The following is a 21,047-nucleotide window of genomic DNA, read 5'->3' as shown; positions in this document are numbered from 1 at the left end:
GTCGCCGTAATCCCAAGTCGGCTTCTATCGCGTTTGGCAGTTTCCGGTGCTTTTGCCGCTGGAGGACGGGGAGGCACCCCGCCGCTCCGCCGTTTCGGCCACCCGCCGCTCCGCGGTCGGACCGTCGGATCTGTGCGGTTTTGCACCCTCCCAAGCGCCAAATTGGGTGCAAAACCGCACAGATGCGAGCCCCGCCGCAAACAGCGCATCCGCACGCATCCGCGGCTAGCTGGTGGCATAACCCGGCGGCCGGGCGAGCAGCACCGCGATGGCGCTGGTGAGCGGAACGGACAGCGCGAGGGCGATGCCACCGACGAATGAGCGGGAGAGCTCGATCGCGACGACCTCGCCGGTGATCACATCCGAGAGGGACCGGCCCGCGACGGAGAACAGCAGCAGGAGCGGCAGGGCGCTACCGGCGTAGGCGAGCACGAGGGTGTAGACGGTGGAGGCGATGTGGTCGCGGCCGACTCGCATGGTGCCGGTGAAGACCTGCGCGCGGGTGGCGGTCGGCTCGAGGCGGGCGAGCTCGAACGCGGTCGCGGCCTGGGTGATGGTGACGTCGTTGAGCACGCCGAGCGAGCCAATGATGAAGCCCGCGAGCAGGAGCCCGCTGATGCTCACTTGCCCGAGATACACCTGGATGTTGGTGTTGTCCTCCTCGGACAGGCCGGTGAGGCTGGCGGTCTCGATGACCAGCCAGGACAGGAATGCCGCGATGAGGAGGGAGGCGAGCGTGCCGAGCAGCGCGGAACTCGTGCGCAGGTTGACGCCGTGGGCGAGGTAGAGGGCCGCATAGAGGATCAGTGCGCCGCCGACGATGGCGACGGGGACCGCGGGCTTGCCGTCGAGTAACGCGGGCAGCACGAAGTAGACGAGGACGAGGAAAGCAACGGCAATGCCGAGCAGCGCGCGCAGGCCGCGCCAGCGGGCAACGGCGATGACGGTGAGGGCGAAGGCGAGAGCGAACAAGCCGAGGGGCAGGCCACGCTCGTAGTCGTAGAAGTTGTAGCGCGTCGTCTCGGTGACGTCGATGCCCCGCTCGAGGCGGATCTCATCGCCGGTGGCGAGGTCGGGCTGCCCTGGTCCGGGCGCGAGCTCGAGGAGCGTGTTGTTGCCCTCGTTGGGGCCAGAATCGATGCGCACGATGCTGCGGGCGCATTGGTATGCCTGGTTGGGCGGTGGCAGGGGATCACCGCTGAACACCATGCCCGCCGAAGGTGAGCCGCAGGCACCGGTGGTGGTGTCGAGCACGGTCCCGGCCTCGGTGCTCACCGCGCCCCCGGCGGCGCTCTGCAGTGGCAGTGGCACGTCGAACTTCTGCTGCCCCGGCCACAGGATGATGGCGCCGATCGCGGTCAGCATGCCGAGCGCGATGAGCGTGGCGACGACGACGCGGGCGGCGAGCGGCCCGAGCGGCGGGGGGCCACCATCGTGGCCATGCGAATGGCCGTGGCCGACGGCACCGGCGAACGGGTCGGTGCCTTCCTTGCTCCCGCGTGGCTGGTTGCTGCTGTTCACGGTTGTCACCCTAGTTCGCCCACGGTCGCGGCACGGATTAAGCACAATGAAAGCCGTGGATGAAGCGGCAGCGGGGCAAGAGTCGTCCGGGCCTGTGGTGTTCCTCGCCGATGCCCGGACGAAGGTGGAGCGGGAGCTCATCGCGGAGTGGCTCGATGCGGGGCATGCCGATGAGTTCGCGGCGGAGGCGGGGGAGCGACCGTCCCGGCTGCTGCTCGATTCGATGCGCATCGCGGGCGCGCTGTCGGGGCGGGCCGATGATCCGCTGGTGGTGCCGGTTCGGGTGACGTGGCTTCCGCCCGAGCGTGATGGCGACCGCAATGCCCGCTGGGCGGATGTGCTGACGCTGAACAATCCGCGCAACCCGAATGTGCTCGCGCAGCGACGGATCGTGCGCGATCACCCGGAGCGGACCCAGGTGGTGGTGGGTGCTCCGGCACGGTTGAGCGCGCTGCGGCAGCGGCATCGTCGCGAGGTGGGCGATGCGAGCCCTGATTCGCTGGCACGCTATATCCATCGCTCCGCGGTGGTGGCGCTCGAGCGGGCCGAGCGGGCGGTCACCGGCGACCGGTACAAGGTGCCGCGCCTGGTGATCGAGCAGATCATGGACTCGGTGGGGTTCCGGGCACGGTTGCGCGATCTCGCGCGGGACAACGGCATCGAGCAGGCGGAGGCGATGCGCCGGGCGCGCTCCTGCCTCAAGGAGCTCGTGGCCGTGCAGAGCAAGGTGGCCACTGACTTGTTCGCGCAGACGATGCGCCCGTTGCACTCATCGGCGTGGTCGGTGCACGCGGGGGCGAGCCAGCTCGACGGGCTGCGGGCGCTCAACAAGCGCTTCCCCCTGGTGTTCCTGCCGTCGCATCGTTCCTACGCGGACGCGCTGGTGTTCAATGACTTCCTGGCCCGCAATGACTTCCCGCGCAATCACATCATGGGCGGGGCGAACCTCGCGTTCTGGCCGGTGGGCTCGCTCGCGCGTCGCGCGGGGACGGTGTTCATCCGGCGCAGCTTCGGTGATGACGAGATCTACAAGGCGTGCGTGGAGGAGTACTTCGCCTACTTGCTTGCCAAGCGCTTCAACCTGGAGTGGTACTTCGAGGGTGGTCGCTCGCGCACCGGGAAGCTTCGGGCGCCGCGCTACGGGCTGCTTAACTACGTGGCGGAGGCATTGCGCGCGAGGCGGGTCCCCGACGTGATGATCGTGCCGGTCTCGATCGCGTACGAGCGCCTGCACGAGCTCGAGGCGATCGCCGAGGAGCAGCGCGGCGGGAAGAAGAAGGCGGAGGGCCTGGCGTGGCTGGCGAAGTACGCGAAGGCGCAGCGCCTGCTCGCCGGCAATGTGTACATCCGGCTGGGGGAGCCGCTCTCGATGAAGGAGCGGCTCGCGGCCGCGGGCGATCCCCTGGGCGCGACCGACAGCGTGAACGAAGCGGCCGGTGGTGATGATCTGGCGGCACGGCAGCGTGCCGCGCTGCAGAAGCTCGCGTTCGAGGTGGCGGTCGGCATCAACCGCGTCACTCCGATCACGGCGAACGCGCTGGTGACGCTGGCCCTGCTCGGTGTGCGGGATCGATCCCTCACGGTGGGCGAGATCACCGCGGCGATCGCGCCCGTGCTCCGCTACATCACGCGGCGTGGTGTGCCTACGGGCAACGTGGCGGTGCTGCGATCGACGTCCGGCCTGCGCGCGGTGCTCGCGGACCTGACGACGGCCGGGGTGGTCACCACCTACGCCGACGGCGAGGAGCCGGTGTACTCGATCGAGCCCGGGCAGCATCTTGTCGCCGCGTTCTACCGCAACAGTGGCATCCACTGGTTCGTCAATCGCGCCATCGTGGAGCTCGCGATCCTTGACGCCGCCGAGGCGGGATTCGTCGATCCGATCCGCGCGGGCTGGAAGTACGCCAACGTGCTGCGCAACCTGCTGAAGTTCGAGTTCTTCTTCCCCGACCGCGACACCTTCGAGGCCGAGCTGCGCGAGGAGATCACCCTGATCGACCCGCAGTGGAACGAGCGGCAGCCCGCGGTGGACGAGCTGGCGTCCGCGCTGGAGGGGACGGGCTTCATCATGGCGCACCGGGTGCTGCGCTCCTTCCTCGATGCGCAGCTCGTGGTCGCCGAGCGATTGTCCGCCCGCCCGGACGCGGGCCTGGATGACCGTGATGCGTTCGTCGATGAGTGCGTGCGCGTCGGGCAGCAGATGATGCTGCAAGGACGCCTTCATGGCCCCGAATCGGTGTCGACGGAATTGTTCGCCACCGCTCTGAAGCTCGCCACGAACCTGGGCCTCATCCAGGGGGCCAAGGATGCCAGTGCTGCCGAGCCGGGCGCGGTGGGGGAGGATGATGCCGGGATCAGGGTGCGTCGCCAGGAGCTAGCTGGCACGCTTGCGACTGCGGTCGCTCGCATCCGGCTCGCGGAGGCGCTCGATCCCTCCAACAGAAAGGCCTTGCCCGGTGGATATTCGTGACATGACAGCCAAGATCCGATCGGGGCCCGGTGGCGCGCAGATCGGTGCGTTCCTCGACTTCACGGGCACGATCCTGCAGGGCTATTCGCCACTGCGACCCATGCAGGTCAAGACGAACATCGACGATGACCAGGACCGGGATATCTCCCTGGACCTGATGAAGACGTTGCGAGCGTCGAAGGCACCGCAGTTCGTCGAGGACATGGTCGCCACGGTCTATCCGAGCTGGCGCGGCAAGTCCGAGGAGGACATCGCGCGCGTGGCCAAGCGCCTGTTCGAGCGGCACGTGGCGGGCCGGTTGTTCCCCGAGGCATGGCAGCTGATCCAGGCGCATCGCGACATGGGGCACACGGTGGTGATCGTGACCTCCGGGCCGAGGTTCATCGCCGATGCGGCCGCGACGGCGCTGGGCGCGCAGTTCGTTCTGGCCACGGACTTGCAGAAGCGCGACGGGGTGCTGACCGGGCTCGTTGACGGGGCGGTGCTGTGGCGGCGCGCGAAAGCGCGAGCGGTGCGGGACTTCGCGAACCGGGAAGGCATCGACCCCGCGGCGAGCTACGGCTACTCGCATGGCAGCGAGGACATCGAGGTGCTCTCCGCGGTCGGGCACCCGGTAGCGGTCAATCCCGATCGGGCGCTCGCGGGGATCGCGCAGCAACAGGACTGGCCGGTGCTGCGGTTCGCGCCACGCGGAACGGTCAGCCCGCTGCAGGTGGGGCGCACCCTGGTGGGCTACGGGGGCTTCTTCGGTGCCGTCGGCGCGGGGCTCGCCAAGGGCGCGATCAAGCGCGATCATCGCCTGGGCGTGGATACGGCCATCGGGAACAGCGCGGACGTGGCGCTGCGCATCGGGGGCGTGCACGTGAATCTCACTGGGGTGGAGAACGTGTGGTCGCACCGGCCCGCGGTCTTCATCTTCAATCACCAGAGCCAGGCGGATGTGCTGATCCTCAGCAAGGTGCTGCGCGGCGGCTTCACGGGCATCACCAAGAAGGAGATGGCCACCAGCAAGCTGTTCGGGGGAGTGCTGCGCATCGCGGACGCGGTCTTCGTCGATCGCGCTGACTCGGCGAGCGCGAGGGATGCCCTGCGCCCGGTCGCCGATACCCTGCGCGGCGGGCTTTCCGTGGTCATCGCGCCCGAGGGCACCCGTTCGCTCACCCCTGGGGTCGGCGCGTTCAAGAAGGGAGCGTTCCATATCGCCCAGCAGGCGGAGGTGCCGATCGTGCCGGTGATCATCCGCAATGCCGGGGAGCTGATGTGGAAGCACGGCCGGGTACTGCGCAGCGGCACCGTGGACGTGATCGTCGAGAAGCCCATCGATGTGTCTGGCTGGAAGCTCGAGGAGTTCAGTGACCGCATCGCCGAGGTGCGGGACATGTATGTGCGCTACCTGGAGGACTGGCCCCGCTAGGGCTGGCGGGGAGGCCGGCTCCTACAGCCGGTTCGCGGCGGCGATGACCGCGCGCAGGGAGGACTCGACCGGATCCGCGGCGATGGACATGCCCCATGCCTGCCGCTCGTCGCGCTCGGCGAGCAGGAAGGTGGCGGTGCGGTCGCCGACGGGGCGCTGGTGCAGGCCGTGGATCTCGATGTTGCACCCGAGGTCGTAGAGCATGCCGGTGAGCGCGCCGATCGGGCCGGAGGACATCGCCGTCATGGTGTGCGGCTCGCCGTCCTGCCGGATCGTTGCCTCGAACACGGTCTTGCCGGAGCCGATCTGGTGGATGCGGAAGTGATCGAGCCGGAAGTGCCCGTTTCGGGGCGAGTAGATCTGGTCGAACATGTCCCAGGACATCGATCCGGCCTCGCCACGCAGGCCGACGGGGAGCGACACGCCGAAGCGCTGCTCGAACGGGTCGATCTGTCCGGCGTGGGAAGATGATGGCGCGGATTCGCGATGCATGAGGTTCATCAAAATGCTTCCTAGAACGAGGCGGAATGGACTGGCGCGACGACACCCCGCAGCGAGGTGCCCGTCCAGTACCTAGGCCCCGCTGCGGCTGCTTACTGCCCGCACCCGCTTCATAGTGATCAAATCTACCCGCGTTGGCGCGGTGTGACAACCAATACCGGCTTGCTGGATTGCCAACCACGAGCAAACTTGGCACCGTGATCGCGTGAACCACGGCCCTGGCGTGCCCGATCCATCAGCCCTCGATCCCTCGGTGCCCGCACCGTCGGCGACCGGCCATGATCGCAGCGAGGATGCGCCGGGACCCACCGAATGGGGTGCCCCCGTGGGCGTTGGCCCCTGGGCCACGACCCGGGGCCTGCCACTGCCGACGGGCGACCACTACGACCCGGACCTGCTCCGCGATGGCGACGCCCGCAATGTCGTCGATGCCTACCGCTACTGGCGCCGCGAGGCCATCATCGCGGACATCGATGCACGCCGGCATTCGCTGCATGTCGCCATCGAGAACTTCGCCAACGACTCCAACATCGGCACCGTCGTGCGCACTGCCAATGCGTTCGCGGCCGCGGCCGTGCACATCGTTGGCCGGCGCCGCTGGAACCGACGAGGCGCGATGGTCACCGACCGCTACCAGCACATTCATCACCACGCCACCGTGCAGCACGTCATTGACTACGCCGAGAGGGAAAGGCTGACCGTCGTGGCGGTGGACAACACGCCCGGGTCCGTTCCGCTCGAGACTGCCGAGCTGCCCCGGCGGTGCCTGCTGCTGTTCGGCCAGGAAGGGCCGGGGGTGAGCGAGGAGGCCCGCGCGACGGCGTCGATGACCGTCTCCATCGCGCAGTTCGGCTCCACACGCAGCATCAATGCCGGGGTCGCCGCAGGGATCGCCATGCATGCCTGGATCCGCCAGCACGCGGATCTCAGCGCCTCCTGGTGATTTCGCGTCGCGCCCCGCGTGGCGACGGGGCAGGATAGGGGCATGGGCATGTGGGCGCGGCGCGCGGACCAGGCGGAGAATGCCATCGTGGGACGGCATCTCCAGCCGCTCTGGCTGCTGCCCGGGACCGCCCTGGGCGTGATCTCGTGGCCGCCCACCATGCGGGACCGCATGTTCGTGCGCTGGCACTACTGGTGGCAGGCCCACCTGCTCGATTGCATGGTTGACGCCGCGATGCGCGCGCCCACGCCGGACCGGCGGCGTCGCATCCGCGCCCGCTCCCGCACGCATCGGATCCGCAACGTCGGCCGCTGGACCAACGACTACTACGACGACATGGCCTGGCTGGGCCTCGCCCTCGAGCGGGCCGGCCGGCTCGACGGCGTGTCACGCGAGACCGCCGCGATCGACGCTCTCGCTGACGAGCTGCACGAGGCGTGGGATCACGAATCCGGGGGCGGCATCCCGTGGCGCAAGGAGGACGACTTCTTCAACACCCCGGCCAACGGGCCCGCCGCGATCCTCCTCGCGCGGCTCGGCAAGATCAACCGGGCCGAGGAGACCATGGACTGGGTCCACGCCCGACTCCGCGACCCCGACCGCGGCCTTATCTATGACGGGGTGCGCGGCGATGGCCGCTTCGTCACCAACATCTACACCTACTGCCAGGGAGTGGTGCTCGGCGCCGAGACGGAGCTCGCCCTGCGGGCCGGCGATCCCCGCCATTCCGAGCGTGTCCGTGAGCTCGTCGCGGCCGTGTCCCAGCATCTCGCGCCGCGCGGAGTCATCAAGACCTCCGGTGGAGGGGACGGCGGGCTGTTCCCGGGCATCCTTGCTCGCTACCTGGCGTTTGTCGCCACGCGGCTGCCGCTGACCAGCGAGGCCAACCAGCAGGCCCGTCGGCTCGCCCGGGGCATCGTCCTTCGCTCGGCCGAGGCGGCGTGGCGCAATCATCTCGACGCGCCCGCGGGGCCCCTGTTCGGCGCGAACTGGGCCGTGCCCGCAACCTATCCCGATGCGCGCAGCACGCCCTCGAAGAAGCGTGATGGGGCCGTGCGCGCGTCCGCCGTGCCCGAGCGGGATCTCTCCGTGCAGCTGTCCGGCTGGATGCTGCTCGAGGCGGCGGCTGTATGCGAATAGCCCCGCGCTGCCAGGATGGTCGTGGCGCGCGCGACCGCACCGGCCGCGGGTTGCCATACTGGAAGCGCGCGATAATAGCGACTGTCCGCGATCGAACCTGATTTGGAGGGCCCTGATGCCAATCGCCACCCCCGAGGCATATGCCGAAATGCTTGACCGCGCGAAGGCTGGTGCCTACGCGTTCCCCGCGATCAACTGCACCTCGTCGGAAACGATCAACGCGGCCATCAGGGGATTCGCCGAAGCCGGCAGCGACGGCATCATCCAGTTCTCCACCGGGGGATCCGAGTTCGCCTCCGGCCAGACCGTCAAGGACATGGTCACGGGGGCCACTGCGCTCGCCGAGTTCGCCCACATCGTCGCCGCCAAGTACGACGTCACCATCGCGCTGCACACCGACCACTGCCCGAAGGACAAGCTCGATGGCTTTGTCCGGCCGCTGCTCGCCCTCTCGGAGGAGCGCGTCAACGCGGGCCGCAATCCGCTGTTCCAGTCCCACATGTGGGACGGCTCGGCGATCCCGATCGAGGAGAACCTGCGCATCGCGGAGGAGCTGCTCGGATTGTCCAAGGCCGCCAAGATCATCCTCGAGGTCGAGATCGGCGTCGTCGGCGGCGAGGAGGACGGCGTGGAGAACGAGATCAACGACAAGCTCTACACCTCTGCGGCAGACTTCGAGATGACCATCGACGCGCTCGGCGGCGGCGAGAAGGGCCGCTACATGCTCGCCGCGACGTTCGGCAATGTGCACGGCGTGTACAAGCCCGGCAACGTCAAGCTGCGCCCCGAGGTGCTCAAGGAAGGCCAGGAGGTCGCCGCCCGCAAGCTCGGGCTCGCCGGCGACGCCAAGCCCTTCGACCTCGTCTTCCACGGCGGCTCCGGCTCGCTCAAGTCCGAGATCGAGGACTCCCTCAACTACGGAGTCGTCAAGATGAACGTCGACACCGATACGCAGTACGCCTTCACCAGGCCCGTCGCCGACCACTTCTTCAAGAACTACGACGGCGTCCTCAAGATCGACGGCGAGGTCGGCAACAAGAAGGTCTACGACCCGCGCAGCTACCTCAAGCAGGCCGAGGCCGCCATGGCGCAGCGCATCGTCGAGTCCTGCACCGACCTGCACTCCGTGGGCAAGTCCATCAGCGCCTAGGGGTCTCGCGGTACCTGGGGCTCAAGGCCTCGGTCCGGCGCCTGGTCCGCCTCCGCCTGGTCCGCCTCCGCCTGGTCCGCCTCCGCAAACGCGATAGAAGTCGCCGGAAATCCAGCGTTGCTTCTATCGCGTTTGGCGGTTTCCGGTGCTTTTGCGTCGGAGCGTCGGAGCGGCGGCGTCGCAGTCTCGCGGCGAAGCAGCCGCCCCTGCCGTCGAGGGCTACCTATCGAGGTAGAGGTCGAGCGCGACCCCCTCGGCGGGGCCGTACGGGGTGAGGTCGGTGATGCCATGCGCGGCGAGCACGTCGACATCGATCAATGCGCGCCCTGAGTTCTCGGCCGCGCTGCTTCCCAGGATGAGGATGGCTGCGTCCGCCATGATCTCGGGCTTTCGCGACACCTCGGCCTGCTTGTCGCCCATGAGCATCTCGGTCGCGGCGGTCGCGGTGACTGACTCCGGCCAGAGGCAGTTCGCGGCGATGCCGTCCGGCTCGAGCTCGGCCGCGAAGCCGAGGGTCAGGAGTGTCATGCCGTACTTGGCGACCGTGTAGGGAGGGAAGGCGCCGAGCCATCGGGGGGAGAGGTTCAGGGGCGGCGACAGCGAGAGCACGTGAGGGTTGCTGGACCTTCTCAGGTGCGGGATCGCTGCGCGCGTGAGGAGGAACGTGCCCCGTTGCTGGATCGATTGCATCAGGTCGAACTGCTTCGGCGTGGTCGCCTCTGTGCCGGTCAGGGAGATGGCGCTGGCGTTGTTGACCACGACATCGACCCCGCCGAACGCGCGCACGGCTTCATCGATGGCATGGTTGACCGATTCCTCGTCGCGCACATCGCCCACGACGCCGAGCGCCTGCCCGCCAGCGGCGCGGATCTGCTCCGCCGCGGTATGCACGGTGCCCTTCAGGCGCGGGTGCGGCTGATCGGTCTTGGCGAGCATCACCACGTTGGCGCCGAGGCGTCCCGCAGCGATCCCTATCGCGAGGCCTATGCCACGGCTCCCGCCGCTCATGACGATCGTCTTTCCCGCTAGCTCGTGTTGCTCGCTCATGCCAAGCTCCTGACCTGGTGCCCGCTGCTCATCGTGCTCGCGTTGCCCGTCGGCGGAAACCGGGTGAGGGAGTGGCTCTCGCGCAGGTCCGCTACCTCGATCCCGGGGCTTGCCGAGGTGGGGATGGCCTGCTGGCTAGCGGCATTGATGAGCGATGGTGCCTGGATCTGATCGATATCGAACGGGGTCACGAGGGATCCTCTCGCCGACTTTTCCGATCGACTGATCGGTTTTCCGTCACCGTAGCTTACCGATCGACTGATCGGCAAGGGCTAGAGTGTTCGCGTGACCCCGACCGGCAGCCGTACCCAGCGGCAACGTAGCGCCGAGATGCGCGCGCGGCTCATCGACGCGACCATCCACTGCCTGCGCACGGGTGGCTACGGCTACGCCACCACCCGGAACATCGCAGCGAGCGCCGAGGTCTCGCTCGGTGCCCTGGCCCATCAGTTCGCGGGCCGTACCGCGCTCATTGCCGCCGCGATCGATGAGGTCGGGCGCCGCTGCGTGGACGAGCTCGCCCGCCGGGTCCGGTCCATTCCCGCCGACGATCCCCGCCGCCCAGCCGAGATCCTCGATGCCGCCTGGGCCATCTTCGACAGCGATCTGTTCGTGGTGTGGATCAAGGTGTGGGCCGCGGCCGCCGAGGACGACGGCTTGTATGCCGCGCTGGCTCCCGTCGAGAAGGAGCTCTCCAGGGCGATCGCGGCAACGGTTGACCAGCTCATCCCGGACGGCATGACGGCCAGCCGGTGGAAGGCGCGCAGCAGCGTGGTCCTGGCAGCGATGCGAGGTGTGGCGTTCGCCAACGCGCTGGAACCGCGGGATTCCGTGGCGGCCGACAAATGGCCGATCGTCCGGGGGGAGCTCCTGGCCCTGGTCGAGGCGCGATGAGAAGTCGCAGGGCTCCCTCTCCGCAAACGCGATAGAAGCCGCCGGGAAACCGGGTTGGCTTCTATCGCGTTTGGCAGTTTCCGGTGCTTTTGTATCGAGGCGGCCCGCCAGCACGCCCCGGGCCAGCACGCCCCGAGCCAGCCTCGCTAGTCGATGCCGAGGTGCTGGGCGAGGTCGAGCATGAGCTTGAGGGTCTCATGGTCGAGCTTCTCGTCGGCGTGGATGTTCCGGTAGCGCGCCTCGCCGCCGAAGAGCGAGAGGGTGACCACGAGCAGGGCGCGGCGCTGGCCGGGATGCAGGTGGGCGAGGGCGGGCAGGGAGTCGGCGGCTGCCTGGATCGCTTCGGTGTAGCAGTGGAAGGTGGGGCTGACGCGGGCGCGGAGCTGCGCGTCGGTGCGGGCGTTGATGAGCAGCTCGTCCCAGACGGCGCTATAGGGCGCGCGGGCGATGGCGCGCTGCGCGCCGAGTAGCGTGGCGGCATCGATGGGGGAGGGACTGCTCTCGAGGATGCGGAGGAACTCGCGGACCTGGCGGGCGCCTACTTCCTCGGCGGCGTCCACGATCACGTCGAGCCTGGTAGGGAAGTGGCGGAACAGGGCGCCCTGGGAGACCCCGGCGCGGGTGACGATCTCCTGGATGGTGGTGCGCGCGTAGCCAACCTCGGCGATCGCCTCGATGGTGGCGTCGAGGATGGCGGTGATGGTGCCTTGCTTGCGCTCGGCCTGGGTGCGCCGAGGCTTGGTGGGCCCACTGTCGGGGTGCCCACTGTCGGGGTGCCCACTGTCGGGATGCCCGGCGTCGGGGCTGGTGCGCGCTGCCACGTAGTTGATCGTATCTGCACCAACTCGCTATCAAAGAAAGAAAGCGGATGCTATCTTCCTAAGTGATCCACGCCATCCTCCCCAAGGAATGCCTTGTGCCTCACACCCCACGGCCCGCGGCGCTGACCGCTGCCCTCCTCCTCGCGGCCACCCTCCTGCTCCCGCTCGGCATGCCTGGCGGCGTCGCCCACGCCGCGCCAGGCATGCCCGTCGACGGTGGCCAGCACGCGCAGCAGTGGGCCGCGGCGACCCGGGACCACCCGGGAATCGCGGTTACCGAGGACGTCGAGATCCCCATGAGCGACGGCACCATTCTCCGCGCTACCGTCTACCGCCCCGCCGACGCCGCGGGCAACCCGGTCGCCGAGCCACTGCCGACGCTGCTCAATCTCCCCCCTTACACGCGCCTCGTCGATACCCTCGTCGACGCTGTCGCCGAGCACCCCGAGCTGCGCCCCCTGCTCGATTCCGTGATCGCCGATGCCAGCCTGTGGGGCGAGCCGCTCGACGGCCTCCATGAGCTCGCCCAGGTCATCCCGGGCGGCGGCGCGCGGCTGCTGGGAATCAACCGCGACCTGATCCGCAGCGGATATGTGCAGGTGATCGCGGATGTGCGCGGGACCGGCTACTCCCAGGGAACATGGCAGGTGCTGCAAGGCCGCGAGCAGCAGGACACCCTCGAGATCCTCGACTGGGCCAGCAACCAGGACTGGTCCAACGGCGATACCGCCATGGCCGGGATCTCCTACTCCGCCATCAACAGCCTGCAGGCCGCAGCTCTCCAGCCACCGTCGCTGAAGGCCGTCTTCGCGGTCGAGCCTGCCGAGGATCTTGCCCATGACATCGTCATGACCGGCGGCGCCGGGGGAGTGGGCTTCATGCCGCTGTGGATCGCGCTCGTAAACGGCCTCAAGTTCCTTCCCTCCCTCGACGCTCTGCTCACCGGGCAGTTCGACCCCGTCTGGCTCGCCGACCGGTTCGCGGATCCGCTAGTGATGGGCCCCGAGCTCGTGGAGGCCGCTTTCCTCGCGAGCGGGCCCGCCGCCCACGACGGCCCGTTCTACGCCGGCATCAACCCTGCCATCGAGAACATCACCGTGCCGACTTTCATCGTCGGCGCCTACCATGACATCTTCTCCCGTGGCCAGGCCCGCATCTTCGAGCGGCTCCAGTTGCCCGCCGCCCGCAAGAAGCTCTTGATGGGGCAGAACTTCCACATCAATCCCGGCTACCGCACCGGTGGGCCGGGGCAGCCTCCCGCGCTCGACACTCTCGAGAGCGCCTGGTTCGACCGATGGGTTCGAGGGGTGCCCAACGGGATCGAGAACTACGGTCCGATCATCTCCGATCAGATGGGAGGTGGCTGGACCACCACCACCGCGCTGCCCCGGCCCGGCTCCCAGCCGCGCAAGCTCTACCTCGACGCCGCGGCAAGCGGTACTGCCCCGCACGCCGTGCACGATGGCAGCCTCGGTGAGAAGCCCACGGGCCCCGCCCGGCTCAGCATCGGCCCCGGCGTGCAGAACGCCTGCTCACGCGATGCCGCTCTCGGCACAGCGGGCCTCCGCGCGATCCTCGGTGCGCAATGCACCCGCGACAACCGCACCGCCGAGACAGAGGCGCTCACCTTCACCAGCGAGCCGTTCGGCACCGCCACCAGCGTGTCCGGACCGATGAACCTGCGGCTGGTCACCACGACCGACCTGCCGGAGGGCATGTGGCATGCCACCGTGCAGGATGTAGCGCCGGATGGCACCTCCACCACGCTCACGAGCGGCGGGCTCCTCGCCTCCCGGCGAGCCATCGACCAGGCGCGCAGCACCACGGCCAACGGCGACTACCTCGATGCGGTGCACCCGCTCACCCGTGAATCCGTCCTCCCCGTGAACCCGGGCGAGCGGACAGTGCTCGATATCGACCTGCGCCACACCGATGCGCTGCTCAAGGCCGGCCATCGGCTCCGCGTCACCGTCGCTGCCGGGAACCCCGTGCGATACCTGCCGCTGCTACCGAGCCTCGCGGCGACCGGGCTGCAGCCGCAGCACGTCGAGCTCGACCCCGCCGCACCGAGCTGGCTGCTGCTCACCACCGTCGATTAGCGGGCGGGGGCGCTTCCGCGGGGCGCACCGGGACTAGCATGGCCGCATGACGTCTTTTGGTGATCTCATGGGCCCCCAGCCAGTCCGGCTGCCCGGCGACGAGGAAGCGGAATCAGAGCTGCTCAATCACGCGGACCCGGAGCAGGTGGCGGCGAGGTACCCGGCCGCATCGATCGCCTGGGCAGCGCTGGCGGAACGAGCGCTCGACAACGAGCAGTTCGTCACCGCCTACGCGTTCGCTCGCACCGGCTACCACCGCGGTCTCGACCAGTTGCGCCGCCACGGCTGGAAGGGCTTCGGCCCGGTGCCGTGGAGCCATGAGGGCAACCAGGGCTTCCTGCGCGCTGTCGGGGCGCTCGCCCGTGCCGCGAAGGGCATCGGCGAGGACGAGGAGAACGCCCGCTGCCTGGACCTGCTCGAGGATTGCGATCCTCGCGCGGCGCAAGAACTTGGTCTCGGCTAGGCGCATCGACGCGTTCCTGCGGCAGCTCGCGCACGACCTCTCCGCGCGGCTGCCGCAGCCTATCCGCGACCCGGTGCGACGGCTGGTGCTCTCGATGATCCCGATCATCCAGTGCGCCACCGCCGCGGGCCTGTCGTGGTGGATCGCCAAGGACGTGGTGGGCAATCCGCAGCCGTTCTTCGCGCCCATCGCGGCGGTCGTGTCCCTCGGGCTGACGCTGGCCACTCGGGTGCGGCGCGTGTTCGAGCTGCTCGCCGGGGTCTCGGTGGGCATTGGTGTCGGCTCGTTGCTGATCGGGGTGATTGGCACCGGGCCCTGGCAGATCGCGATGGTCGTGGGGCTCGCCATGGCCGTGGCCGTGCTCGTCGATGGTGGCCCGGTGATCACGATGCAGGCCGCGACCTCGGGCGTCCTGGTGGCCACCTTGCTGCCGCCCGGTGACGACGCGGGCCTGAGCCGGGTGATCGACGCCCTCATCGGCGGGGCCGTGGGGGTGCTCGTCGTGGCGATCCTGCCGACGCATCCTGTGCGGCGGGCCCGGCGGGACGCGGGAGCGATACTCGCGGAGGTGGTGGCCGTGCTGCGGCAGGTGGCCCGCGGCCTCGAGACAGGCGATGCCAGCGTGATCGAGGAGGCGCTGCGGCGGGCCCGGGCGACGCAGCCCGGCATCGATCAGCTCCGGTCGGATCTCAAGGGCGGGCACGACATCAGCAGGCTGGCGCCGGTGTACTGGGGGTCCCGGTCCCGGCTCGACAGGCTTGCCGCGACGGCCGACCCCATCGATGCGGCGGTGCGCAATACCCGGGTGCTGGCGCGGCGCGCGCTGACGCTGGTGCTCGACGGCGAGCGGCTCGATCCGGCGATGGTTGATCTGGTGCGGGAGCTCGCCATGGCTGCCGGCGTGGTGCGGCAGATGGTGCTGGCGGCTCCGGGGGAGCATCCCGATGAGGCGGAGGCCGCGCGCCGCCTGCGGACCGTGGCTAGGCGGGCCCGTTTCGAGCTGGTGTCGGGGCGGGGATTGTCCTCGGGGGGGGTGCTGGCGCAGGTGCGCTCGATCCTGGTGGACCTGTTCCAGGTGAGCGGATTGCAGCGGGTGTCGGCCCTGGCGACGCTGCCGCCGACGGTGGAGCATCCCGCGGTGCCGCCGGAGGACGAGGACTAGGACGGACAAGCTGGCGCGGTGCCTTGGCCTCGGCTCCTTACTCGCATAGCTGCCATGGAAGCTGCGTAGATGCCACCCTTGCGCGAGCCTGCCACCCCTATTTGGGTGGCTGCTGCTAGCGAAGGGTGGTCGAAGTGCGCCAAGGGTGGCAAATCGCCGAGCCCGCGCCGAGCCCACGCCGAGCCCGCGCCGAGCCCCGGCAGAGGTCCGGCCGAGGCCACGCGGGCGCAACCGCCAATCGGGCGCCAGCGGCTCATCGCGCGTGGCCGCCATCACCAACCTATTGAACAATATATGCGTATGTGTGCATACTTGGGGCGTCGAGCGAAACCAGCGCGAACCCGGAGGAGGCACCATGGGCGCGGGACACGGCCACGGGCACGGTATCGAACCAGGCGAGAAGCCCACTCGGGCACGCATCAACCGGATGCTCATCGGGCTCGCCATCATCGTCGCGTTCCTCATCCTCGAGGTCGTGGTCGGCATCCTCATCGGCTCGCTCGCGCTCCTCGCTGACGCCGGCCACATGGCCACCGACGTCATCGCGCTCCTCATGGGCGTCACCGCGCTCATCCTCGCCCACCGCGGCAGCCGCAACCCCCGCCGCACCTTCGGCTGGCACCGCGCCGAAGTGCTCACCGCGATCATCAATGCCACGTTGCTGCTTGGCATCTCCGCCTACATCCTCATCGAGGCCATCGAGCGCCTGAGCGCGCCGCCCGAGGTCCCGGGTCTCCCGATGATCCTCGTCGCCCTCGCCGGCCTCGCCGCGAACATCGTGGTGCTGCTCATCATCCGCAGCGGCTCCCGCGAGTCCCTCGCGATGAAGGGCGCCTACATGGAAGTCCTCGCGGACGCCGTGAGCAGCGTGGGCGTGCTTATCGCCGGCGTGCTCACCCTGGCGTTCGGCTGGAACCGGGCCGATGCGGTCGCCGGTGTCCTCATCTCGCTCTGGATCGTCCCCCGCGCGCTCAAGCTCGCCGGTCAGGCACTGCGCATCCTCACCCAGGCCTCGCCCGCCGAAGTCGATGTGGCCCAGGTCGATGCGGATCTCTCCGCCATCCCCGGAGTGGAGGACGTGCATGACCTGCACATCTGGAGCCTGACCACGGGCATGGATGTCGTCACGGTCCACCTGACCACGAGCGCGGACAACCAGGAAGTGCTGCGCCTAGCGAAGAATGCCCTCGCCGCGCACGGCCTCGATCACGCCACCATCCAGATCGACTCCCCGGAGGAGAAGCGCCACTGCGACCACACCGTCACGTGGTGACGCAGGACCACACCGTCACGTGGTGACCCCCTCAATCGCGCACGCACACCAGGCGCCAGTTCTCGGTGTGGCGGTAGAACGTGGAGCGGGTGATCACGCGCGGATGGTCCACGCCATCACGGGTGAGCGCGATCTCGCGGGCGCCGGTCTGGATGGCCCGCCCCTCGAGCCAACGCCGACGAGGGAGTCGGCCGAGCGTAGTGGCCCGCACGCCGGGCAGCCGGCGCGAGGGCCTGATCTCGATGCCGCGCGCGGGCCCCCGGAAGAGCCGGTCATCGTCCACGTAAGCCTCGCCGAACAGCTCCTCGCCCGCCGGGGCCCGCATGACCGCGGATCCCACCAGCGCCGTGCCCGTGTCATCCCGGACCAGCGGGAATGGCTGCGCGGAGCCTTCGAGGGCTAGCCGGGTCGCCATCCTTCCGGTGGGCAGCCGGTAGTTTCGGGCGGCGCGGGAGGCCCCGGTCGGCACGAGCGCGACATCCACGTGGAGCCGGTCCTTGCGCATCAACCGCGTGACCACGGCCGCGAGCAAGGCGTCATCGCCGACGACGATCACGCGCCGCGCATGCTCTGTGGCACTGTCGATCTCGCTGCGGGCCGTGGGGCCCGGCAGCGTGATCCCAGGGAGCTGGCGCAGCGGCGCGGGGACCGTGGAGCCGTGGAGTGTGAGGACAACGGTGGTCATCTCGGTCTCCTGGGATAAGGTGGTCATCTGGTTGCGTGCGAATCCTGACTTTATCGCCTCGTTGCCATGCAGCGTGGCCACGCCCGCGGCCAGAACCACAACACAGGAGTGAGGGAATGCCGGCAATCGTCCTGATCGGTGCCCAATGGGGCGACGAGGGTAAGGGCAAAGCAACGGACCTGCTCGGCGGACGGGTCCACTGGGTGGTCCGCTACCAGGGAGGCAACAACGCGGGACACACGGTTGTCCTGCCCAACGGGGATCACTTCGCCCTGCACCTCATTCCGTCAGGGATCCTCACCCCCGAGGTCACCAACGTCATCGGCAACGGCGTCGTGGTGGATCCGGCGGTGCTGCTCGATGAGCTCTCCGGCCTCGAGGATCGCAGCGTTGATACGTCACGGCTGCTGATCTCGGCTGATGCGCACTTGCTGATGCCCTACCACGTTGCCATCGACAAGGTGACCGAGCGATTCCTCGGCAACCGCAAGATCGGCACCACCGGTCGCGGCATCGGGCCGTGCTACCAGGACAAGATCGCGCGCGTGGGCGTGCGGGCCCAGGACGTGCTCGACGAGAGCATCCTGCGCCGCAAGGTCGAGGCCGCGCTGGAGGTGAAGAACCAGATCCTCACCAAGATCTACAACCGTCGCGCGCTCGACGCCGATCAGATCGTCGACGGCGTGCTCGAGCAGGCCGAGGGGTTCAAGCATCGCATCGCCGATACTGGCCTGATGCTCGGCAACGCTCTCGACCGCGACGAGGTCGTGCTACTCGAGGGCTCGCAGGGCACCATGCTCGATGTCGATCACGGCACGTATCCGTTCGTCACCTCCTCCAACCCGACCGCCGGGGGCGCTTCGGTGGGCTCCGGCGTGGGGCCGACGAGGATCACGGTCGTCCTGGGCATCCTCAAGGCCTATACGACGCGCGTCGGCTCGGGCCCGTTCCCCACGGAGCTGTTCGACGAGCAGGGCGCCTACCTCGCGAAGCAGGGGGGCGAGGTAGGGGTGACCACCGGCCGCGCCCGACGCTGCGGATGGTTCGACGCCGTCATCGCCCGCTACGCCACCCGCGTCAACGGCATCACGGACTACTTCCTCACCAAGCTCGATGTGCTCTCGGGCCTCGAGACCGTGCCGATCTGCGTGGGGTACGAGATCGACGGCAAGCGCATCGATGACATGCCGATGACGCAGACCGACATCCATCACGCGATGCCGGTGTACGAGGAGATGCCTGGCTGGTGGGAGGACATCTCGGAGGCCCGCACGTTCGAGGACCTGCCGAAGACTGCCCGCGACTATGTGCTGCGGCTCGAGGAGCTCTCCGGCGCGCACATCTCCTGCATCGGGGTGGGGCCGGGCCGCGACCAGACCATCGTGCGCCGCGACATCCTCGCCTGAGCAGGGCATTGTCCCCGCGGGAGCTCGTGATCCTCGGGACGGCCAGTGCTGTCCCCACGCGCCAGCGCAATCACAACGGGTACTTCCTGCGCTGGGGCAGCTCCGGCATCCTCTTCGATCCCGGCGAGGGCAGCCAGCGGCAGATGTCCTGCGCGGGGATCTCCGCGCACGACATCAACCAGGTGTGCATCACGCACTTCCACGGTGACCATTGCCTCGGCCTGCCGGGCATCGTCCAGCGAATCGCGCGCGATGGTGTGCCGCACGAGGTGACCGTGGCCTATCCGGCCGCGGGAGAGCAGTACTACCAACGGCTGCGGTGGGCGAGCGAGTTCCACCCCACCGACGTGATCCGGCCGCACGCGCTCGAGGGCGCGGAGCCGCCCGCGTTCGGGCAGCCGCGGATGACGGCGCTGCCGCTGCTGCACAGCGTCCCTGTCTACGGCTATCGGCTCGCGGATCCCGATGGCGTGCACATGCATGCCGACGAACTCGCCGCGATCGGCGTGACCGGGCCTCGGGTTGGTCAGCTCAAGCAGCAGGGGCATCTCCGGCTCGATTCCGGGCGAACCATCGAGCTCGGGGACTTCTCCACCCCGAGCCGGGGAGCGTCGCTCGCGTTCGTGATGGATACCGGCTGGTGCGATAACGCCATCGCCCTCGCCTCGGGAGCGGACACCCTGGTCATCGAGGCGACGTTCCTGTCCGCCGAGGAGCACATCGCGGCGCGCTACCGGCATCTCACCGCGCGGCAGGCAGGCCGCATCGCCTCGCTCGCGGGGGCGGGCAGGCTCGTGCTCACGCATTTTTCCCAGCGCTATGGGCTCGGAGGCATGCAGGCCTTCGAGGACGAGGCGCGCGGCGAGTTCACCGGGCCGATCCACATCGCGCGCGATCTCGATGTCATCCCGCTGTAGTCGCGGTGATCAGGAGTCGCTCGATTCCCGCGCTGACCGGCGCTCGCGCTCGCGGTTTGCGAACGCGGCCCGCTGGATCTCGTCCTTGTCCTCGGCACTGGAGCCGAGCGCCCCGGCCACGGTCCCCATAGAGGTCGATAGCCACGCGAGCTTCGCGTAGTCCGCCAGCGATGCCGGTTCGCCCAGCGTGGTGCCGAGGAAATCCCAGGAGATGACGATGAGCGCGGCGATGAACGTGGCGATGTAGAGCCCCACATACATCATGCTGACGCCAAGGCCGACGGTGAGCACGGTGGCCAAGTTGTAGACCGCTGCATGGGTGTGCTTGCCGCGGGCGCCGGGGGGATCCCAGAGGCGGTTGTAAGCGATGAGCCAGAGCGTCATCGCGGCGATCGACATGGCGGTGATGAGGGTGAGCCTGGCGGGGTGGAGGGCGGTGGCCATCATCCAGATGCTGGAGAAGAAGATGCCGAAGGCGGCGGTCGCGGCCGCAGCGGCCATCGCGCTCGACAAGCTAGGGACAAGCCGCCAGGGGCGATTCACGCGGACCATTCCCAGCAGCACCCGGGGCCAGCGGGGAAAGCGCGCCCCGAACGCGGTCCGCCGGCCCTCGGTGCCTGTCTGGAGCACCGTGGTGATGGCGTTGGCGATCTTGCGGGGCAGCCCTGTCGCGCCGAGCCCGGGCAGGGAGATCAGCGCGGCGTCGGCGCGCGACTCGATATCGATAGCGTTGGGCCCGTCCTCGGCGAGCCGCGGCAACTCGGTGACCCCGATGATGATGTCGGGGGCGTTGCCATCCCCGGTCTCCGACGCGGTGCTGCTGAGGATGATCTCGCCGTCGTCGTCGAGGGGGAGCGAACGGGTGGAGAGGCTGATGTCGTAGTTCTCGGCTTCGAGCCGCCTCAGGGCCTCGCGCGAAGCCTGCGTGGCAAGACCGGGCTCGGCGAGCACCAGGACTCGTGGGGGATTGGTTGGGCTCATGGTTCTGAAGCTACCCAAGTCCCCGTGGATCAAGCATGGGTGTTGCGCATCACAGTTGCCGCGAGGTTTGCATCAGGCCTGGTGAGCGTCGTGATCAGATTGTGTCCACGGCAATTGTGCCAATGAGCATTGACATGTTTGCCGGGGCGGCTTACCGTCA

The 21,047-nt window shown here is 68.8% G+C and carries 19 protein-coding genes; 12 read left to right on the top strand and 7 right to left on the bottom strand.

All coding sequences use genetic code 11. From position 1 onward, the window contains the following. Positions 1-225 precede the first annotated feature (225 nt). Positions 226-1,521: a YibE/F family protein gene (locus HT102_RS13195; RefSeq protein ID WP_333473443.1), complete on the bottom strand. Its 1,296-nt coding sequence runs from the start codon at positions 1,519-1,521 to the stop codon at positions 226-228. Positions 1,522-1,567: 46 nt separating this feature from the next. On the opposite strand from HT102_RS13195, the gene HT102_RS13190 reads away from it, so the two are divergent. Then, the gene (locus HT102_RS13190; protein WP_192039902.1) at positions 1,568-3,991 is read left to right on the top strand and encodes a glycerol-3-phosphate 1-O-acyltransferase; all 2,424 of its coding nucleotides are present in this window, start codon (positions 1,568-1,570) and stop codon (positions 3,989-3,991) included. A gap of 1 nt (position 3,992) precedes the next feature. Beyond that, entirely contained in the window at positions 3,993-5,405 is a 1,413-nt protein-coding gene (locus tag HT102_RS13185) for an HAD-IB family hydrolase (RefSeq protein WP_192039901.1), read from the top strand. A gap of 21 nt (positions 5,406-5,426) precedes the next feature. Here HT102_RS13185 and HT102_RS13180 read toward each other — a convergent pair whose 3' ends face one another. Beyond that, the gene (locus HT102_RS13180; protein ID WP_192039900.1) at positions 5,427-5,906 is read right to left on the bottom strand and encodes an alpha-isopropylmalate synthase regulatory domain-containing protein; all 480 of its coding nucleotides are present in this window, start codon (positions 5,904-5,906) and stop codon (positions 5,427-5,429) included. Between the two features lie 253 nt (positions 5,907-6,159). On the opposite strand from HT102_RS13180, the gene HT102_RS13175 reads away from it, so the two are divergent. From HT102_RS13175 to fbaA, 3 genes are all read left to right on the top strand, one after another. Continuing rightward, positions 6,160-6,849 carry a TrmH family RNA methyltransferase gene (locus HT102_RS13175; RefSeq protein ID WP_192039976.1) on the top strand — a complete coding sequence of 230 codons (690 nt, stop codon included), beginning with the start codon at positions 6,160-6,162 and terminating at the stop codon, positions 6,847-6,849. A gap of 42 nt (positions 6,850-6,891) precedes the next feature. Next, the gene (locus tag HT102_RS13170; protein ID WP_192039899.1) at positions 6,892-7,989 is read left to right on the top strand and encodes a glycoside hydrolase family 76 protein; all 1,098 of its coding nucleotides are present in this window, start codon (positions 6,892-6,894) and stop codon (positions 7,987-7,989) included. Positions 7,990-8,104: 115 nt separating this feature from the next. Next, complete coding sequence (gene fbaA, locus HT102_RS13165; RefSeq protein ID WP_192039898.1) at positions 8,105-9,139, top strand: class II fructose-bisphosphate aldolase; 1,035 nt, start codon at positions 8,105-8,107, stop codon at positions 9,137-9,139. Between the two features lie 219 nt (positions 9,140-9,358). Here the strand turns inward: fbaA and HT102_RS13160 are convergent, their stop codons facing one another. Further along, positions 9,359-10,186 (bottom strand): SDR family oxidoreductase, encoded by an 828-nt coding sequence (locus HT102_RS13160; protein WP_192039897.1) that lies wholly within the window; start codon positions 10,184-10,186, stop codon positions 9,359-9,361. Continuing rightward, complete coding sequence (locus HT102_RS13155) at positions 10,183-10,377, bottom strand: hypothetical protein (RefSeq protein WP_192039896.1); 195 nt, start codon at positions 10,375-10,377, stop codon at positions 10,183-10,185. Before HT102_RS13155 ends, HT102_RS13160 begins: the two co-directional genes overlap by 4 nt. A gap of 94 nt (positions 10,378-10,471) precedes the next feature. Between HT102_RS13155 and HT102_RS13150 the strand changes: the two genes are divergently transcribed. Then, on the top strand, positions 10,472-11,080 hold the full coding sequence (locus HT102_RS13150) for a TetR family transcriptional regulator (protein WP_192039895.1): 609 nt from the start codon (positions 10,472-10,474) through the stop codon (positions 11,078-11,080). Positions 11,081-11,226: 146 nt separating this feature from the next. On the opposite strand, the gene HT102_RS13145 is transcribed toward HT102_RS13150, so the two are convergent. Beyond that, the gene (locus HT102_RS13145) at positions 11,227-11,901 is read right to left on the bottom strand and encodes a TetR/AcrR family transcriptional regulator (protein ID WP_192039894.1); all 675 of its coding nucleotides are present in this window, start codon (positions 11,899-11,901) and stop codon (positions 11,227-11,229) included. A 95-nt stretch (positions 11,902-11,996) separates the two neighbouring features. Between HT102_RS13145 and HT102_RS13140 the strand changes: the two genes are divergently transcribed. The 4 genes from HT102_RS13140 to HT102_RS13130 all read left to right on the top strand — a co-directional run bounded on the left by HT102_RS13140 (position 11,997) and on the right by HT102_RS13130 (position 16,898). Continuing rightward, positions 11,997-14,000, top strand: a complete 2,004-nt coding sequence (locus HT102_RS13140; protein ID WP_333473441.1) for a CocE/NonD family hydrolase — start codon at positions 11,997-11,999, stop codon at positions 13,998-14,000. A gap of 46 nt (positions 14,001-14,046) precedes the next feature. Then, positions 14,047-14,463, top strand: coding sequence for a DUF3151 domain-containing protein (locus tag HT102_RS16020; protein ID WP_225443657.1), 417 nt, complete (start codon positions 14,047-14,049; stop codon positions 14,461-14,463). 94 nt (positions 14,464-14,557) lie between these two features. Further along, positions 14,558-15,625: an FUSC family protein gene (locus HT102_RS13135; RefSeq protein WP_225443674.1), complete on the top strand. Its 1,068-nt coding sequence runs from the start codon at positions 14,558-14,560 to the stop codon at positions 15,623-15,625. A gap of 355 nt (positions 15,626-15,980) precedes the next feature. Further along, positions 15,981-16,898 carry a cation diffusion facilitator family transporter gene (locus tag HT102_RS13130; RefSeq protein WP_192039892.1) on the top strand — a complete coding sequence of 306 codons (918 nt, stop codon included), beginning with the start codon at positions 15,981-15,983 and terminating at the stop codon, positions 16,896-16,898. Between the two features lie 31 nt (positions 16,899-16,929). On the opposite strand, the gene HT102_RS13125 is transcribed toward HT102_RS13130, so the two are convergent. Continuing rightward, positions 16,930-17,610 carry a hypothetical protein gene (locus tag HT102_RS13125; protein WP_225443656.1) on the bottom strand — a complete coding sequence of 227 codons (681 nt, stop codon included), beginning with the start codon at positions 17,608-17,610 and terminating at the stop codon, positions 16,930-16,932. Positions 17,611-17,699: 89 nt separating this feature from the next. On the opposite strand from HT102_RS13125, the gene HT102_RS13120 reads away from it, so the two are divergent. Then, on the top strand, positions 17,700-18,989 hold the full coding sequence (locus tag HT102_RS13120; RefSeq protein WP_192039891.1) for an adenylosuccinate synthase: 1,290 nt from the start codon (positions 17,700-17,702) through the stop codon (positions 18,987-18,989). A gap of 8 nt (positions 18,990-18,997) precedes the next feature. Next, complete coding sequence (locus HT102_RS13115) at positions 18,998-19,906, top strand: ribonuclease Z (protein WP_192039890.1); 909 nt, start codon at positions 18,998-19,000, stop codon at positions 19,904-19,906. Positions 19,907-19,915: 9 nt separating this feature from the next. Here the strand turns inward: HT102_RS13115 and HT102_RS13110 are convergent, their stop codons facing one another. Beyond that, entirely contained in the window at positions 19,916-20,887 is a 972-nt protein-coding gene (locus HT102_RS13110) for a COX15/CtaA family protein (RefSeq protein ID WP_192039889.1), read from the bottom strand. Positions 20,888-21,047 lie beyond the last annotated feature (160 nt).

Origin of the sequence: Lolliginicoccus lacisalsi (assembly GCF_014841105.1) — a bacterium.
Classification (GTDB): Bacteria; Actinomycetota; Actinomycetes; order Mycobacteriales; family Mycobacteriaceae; genus Lolliginicoccus; species Lolliginicoccus lacisalsi.
This window is presented reverse-complemented; position numbering and strand designations above follow the sequence as displayed.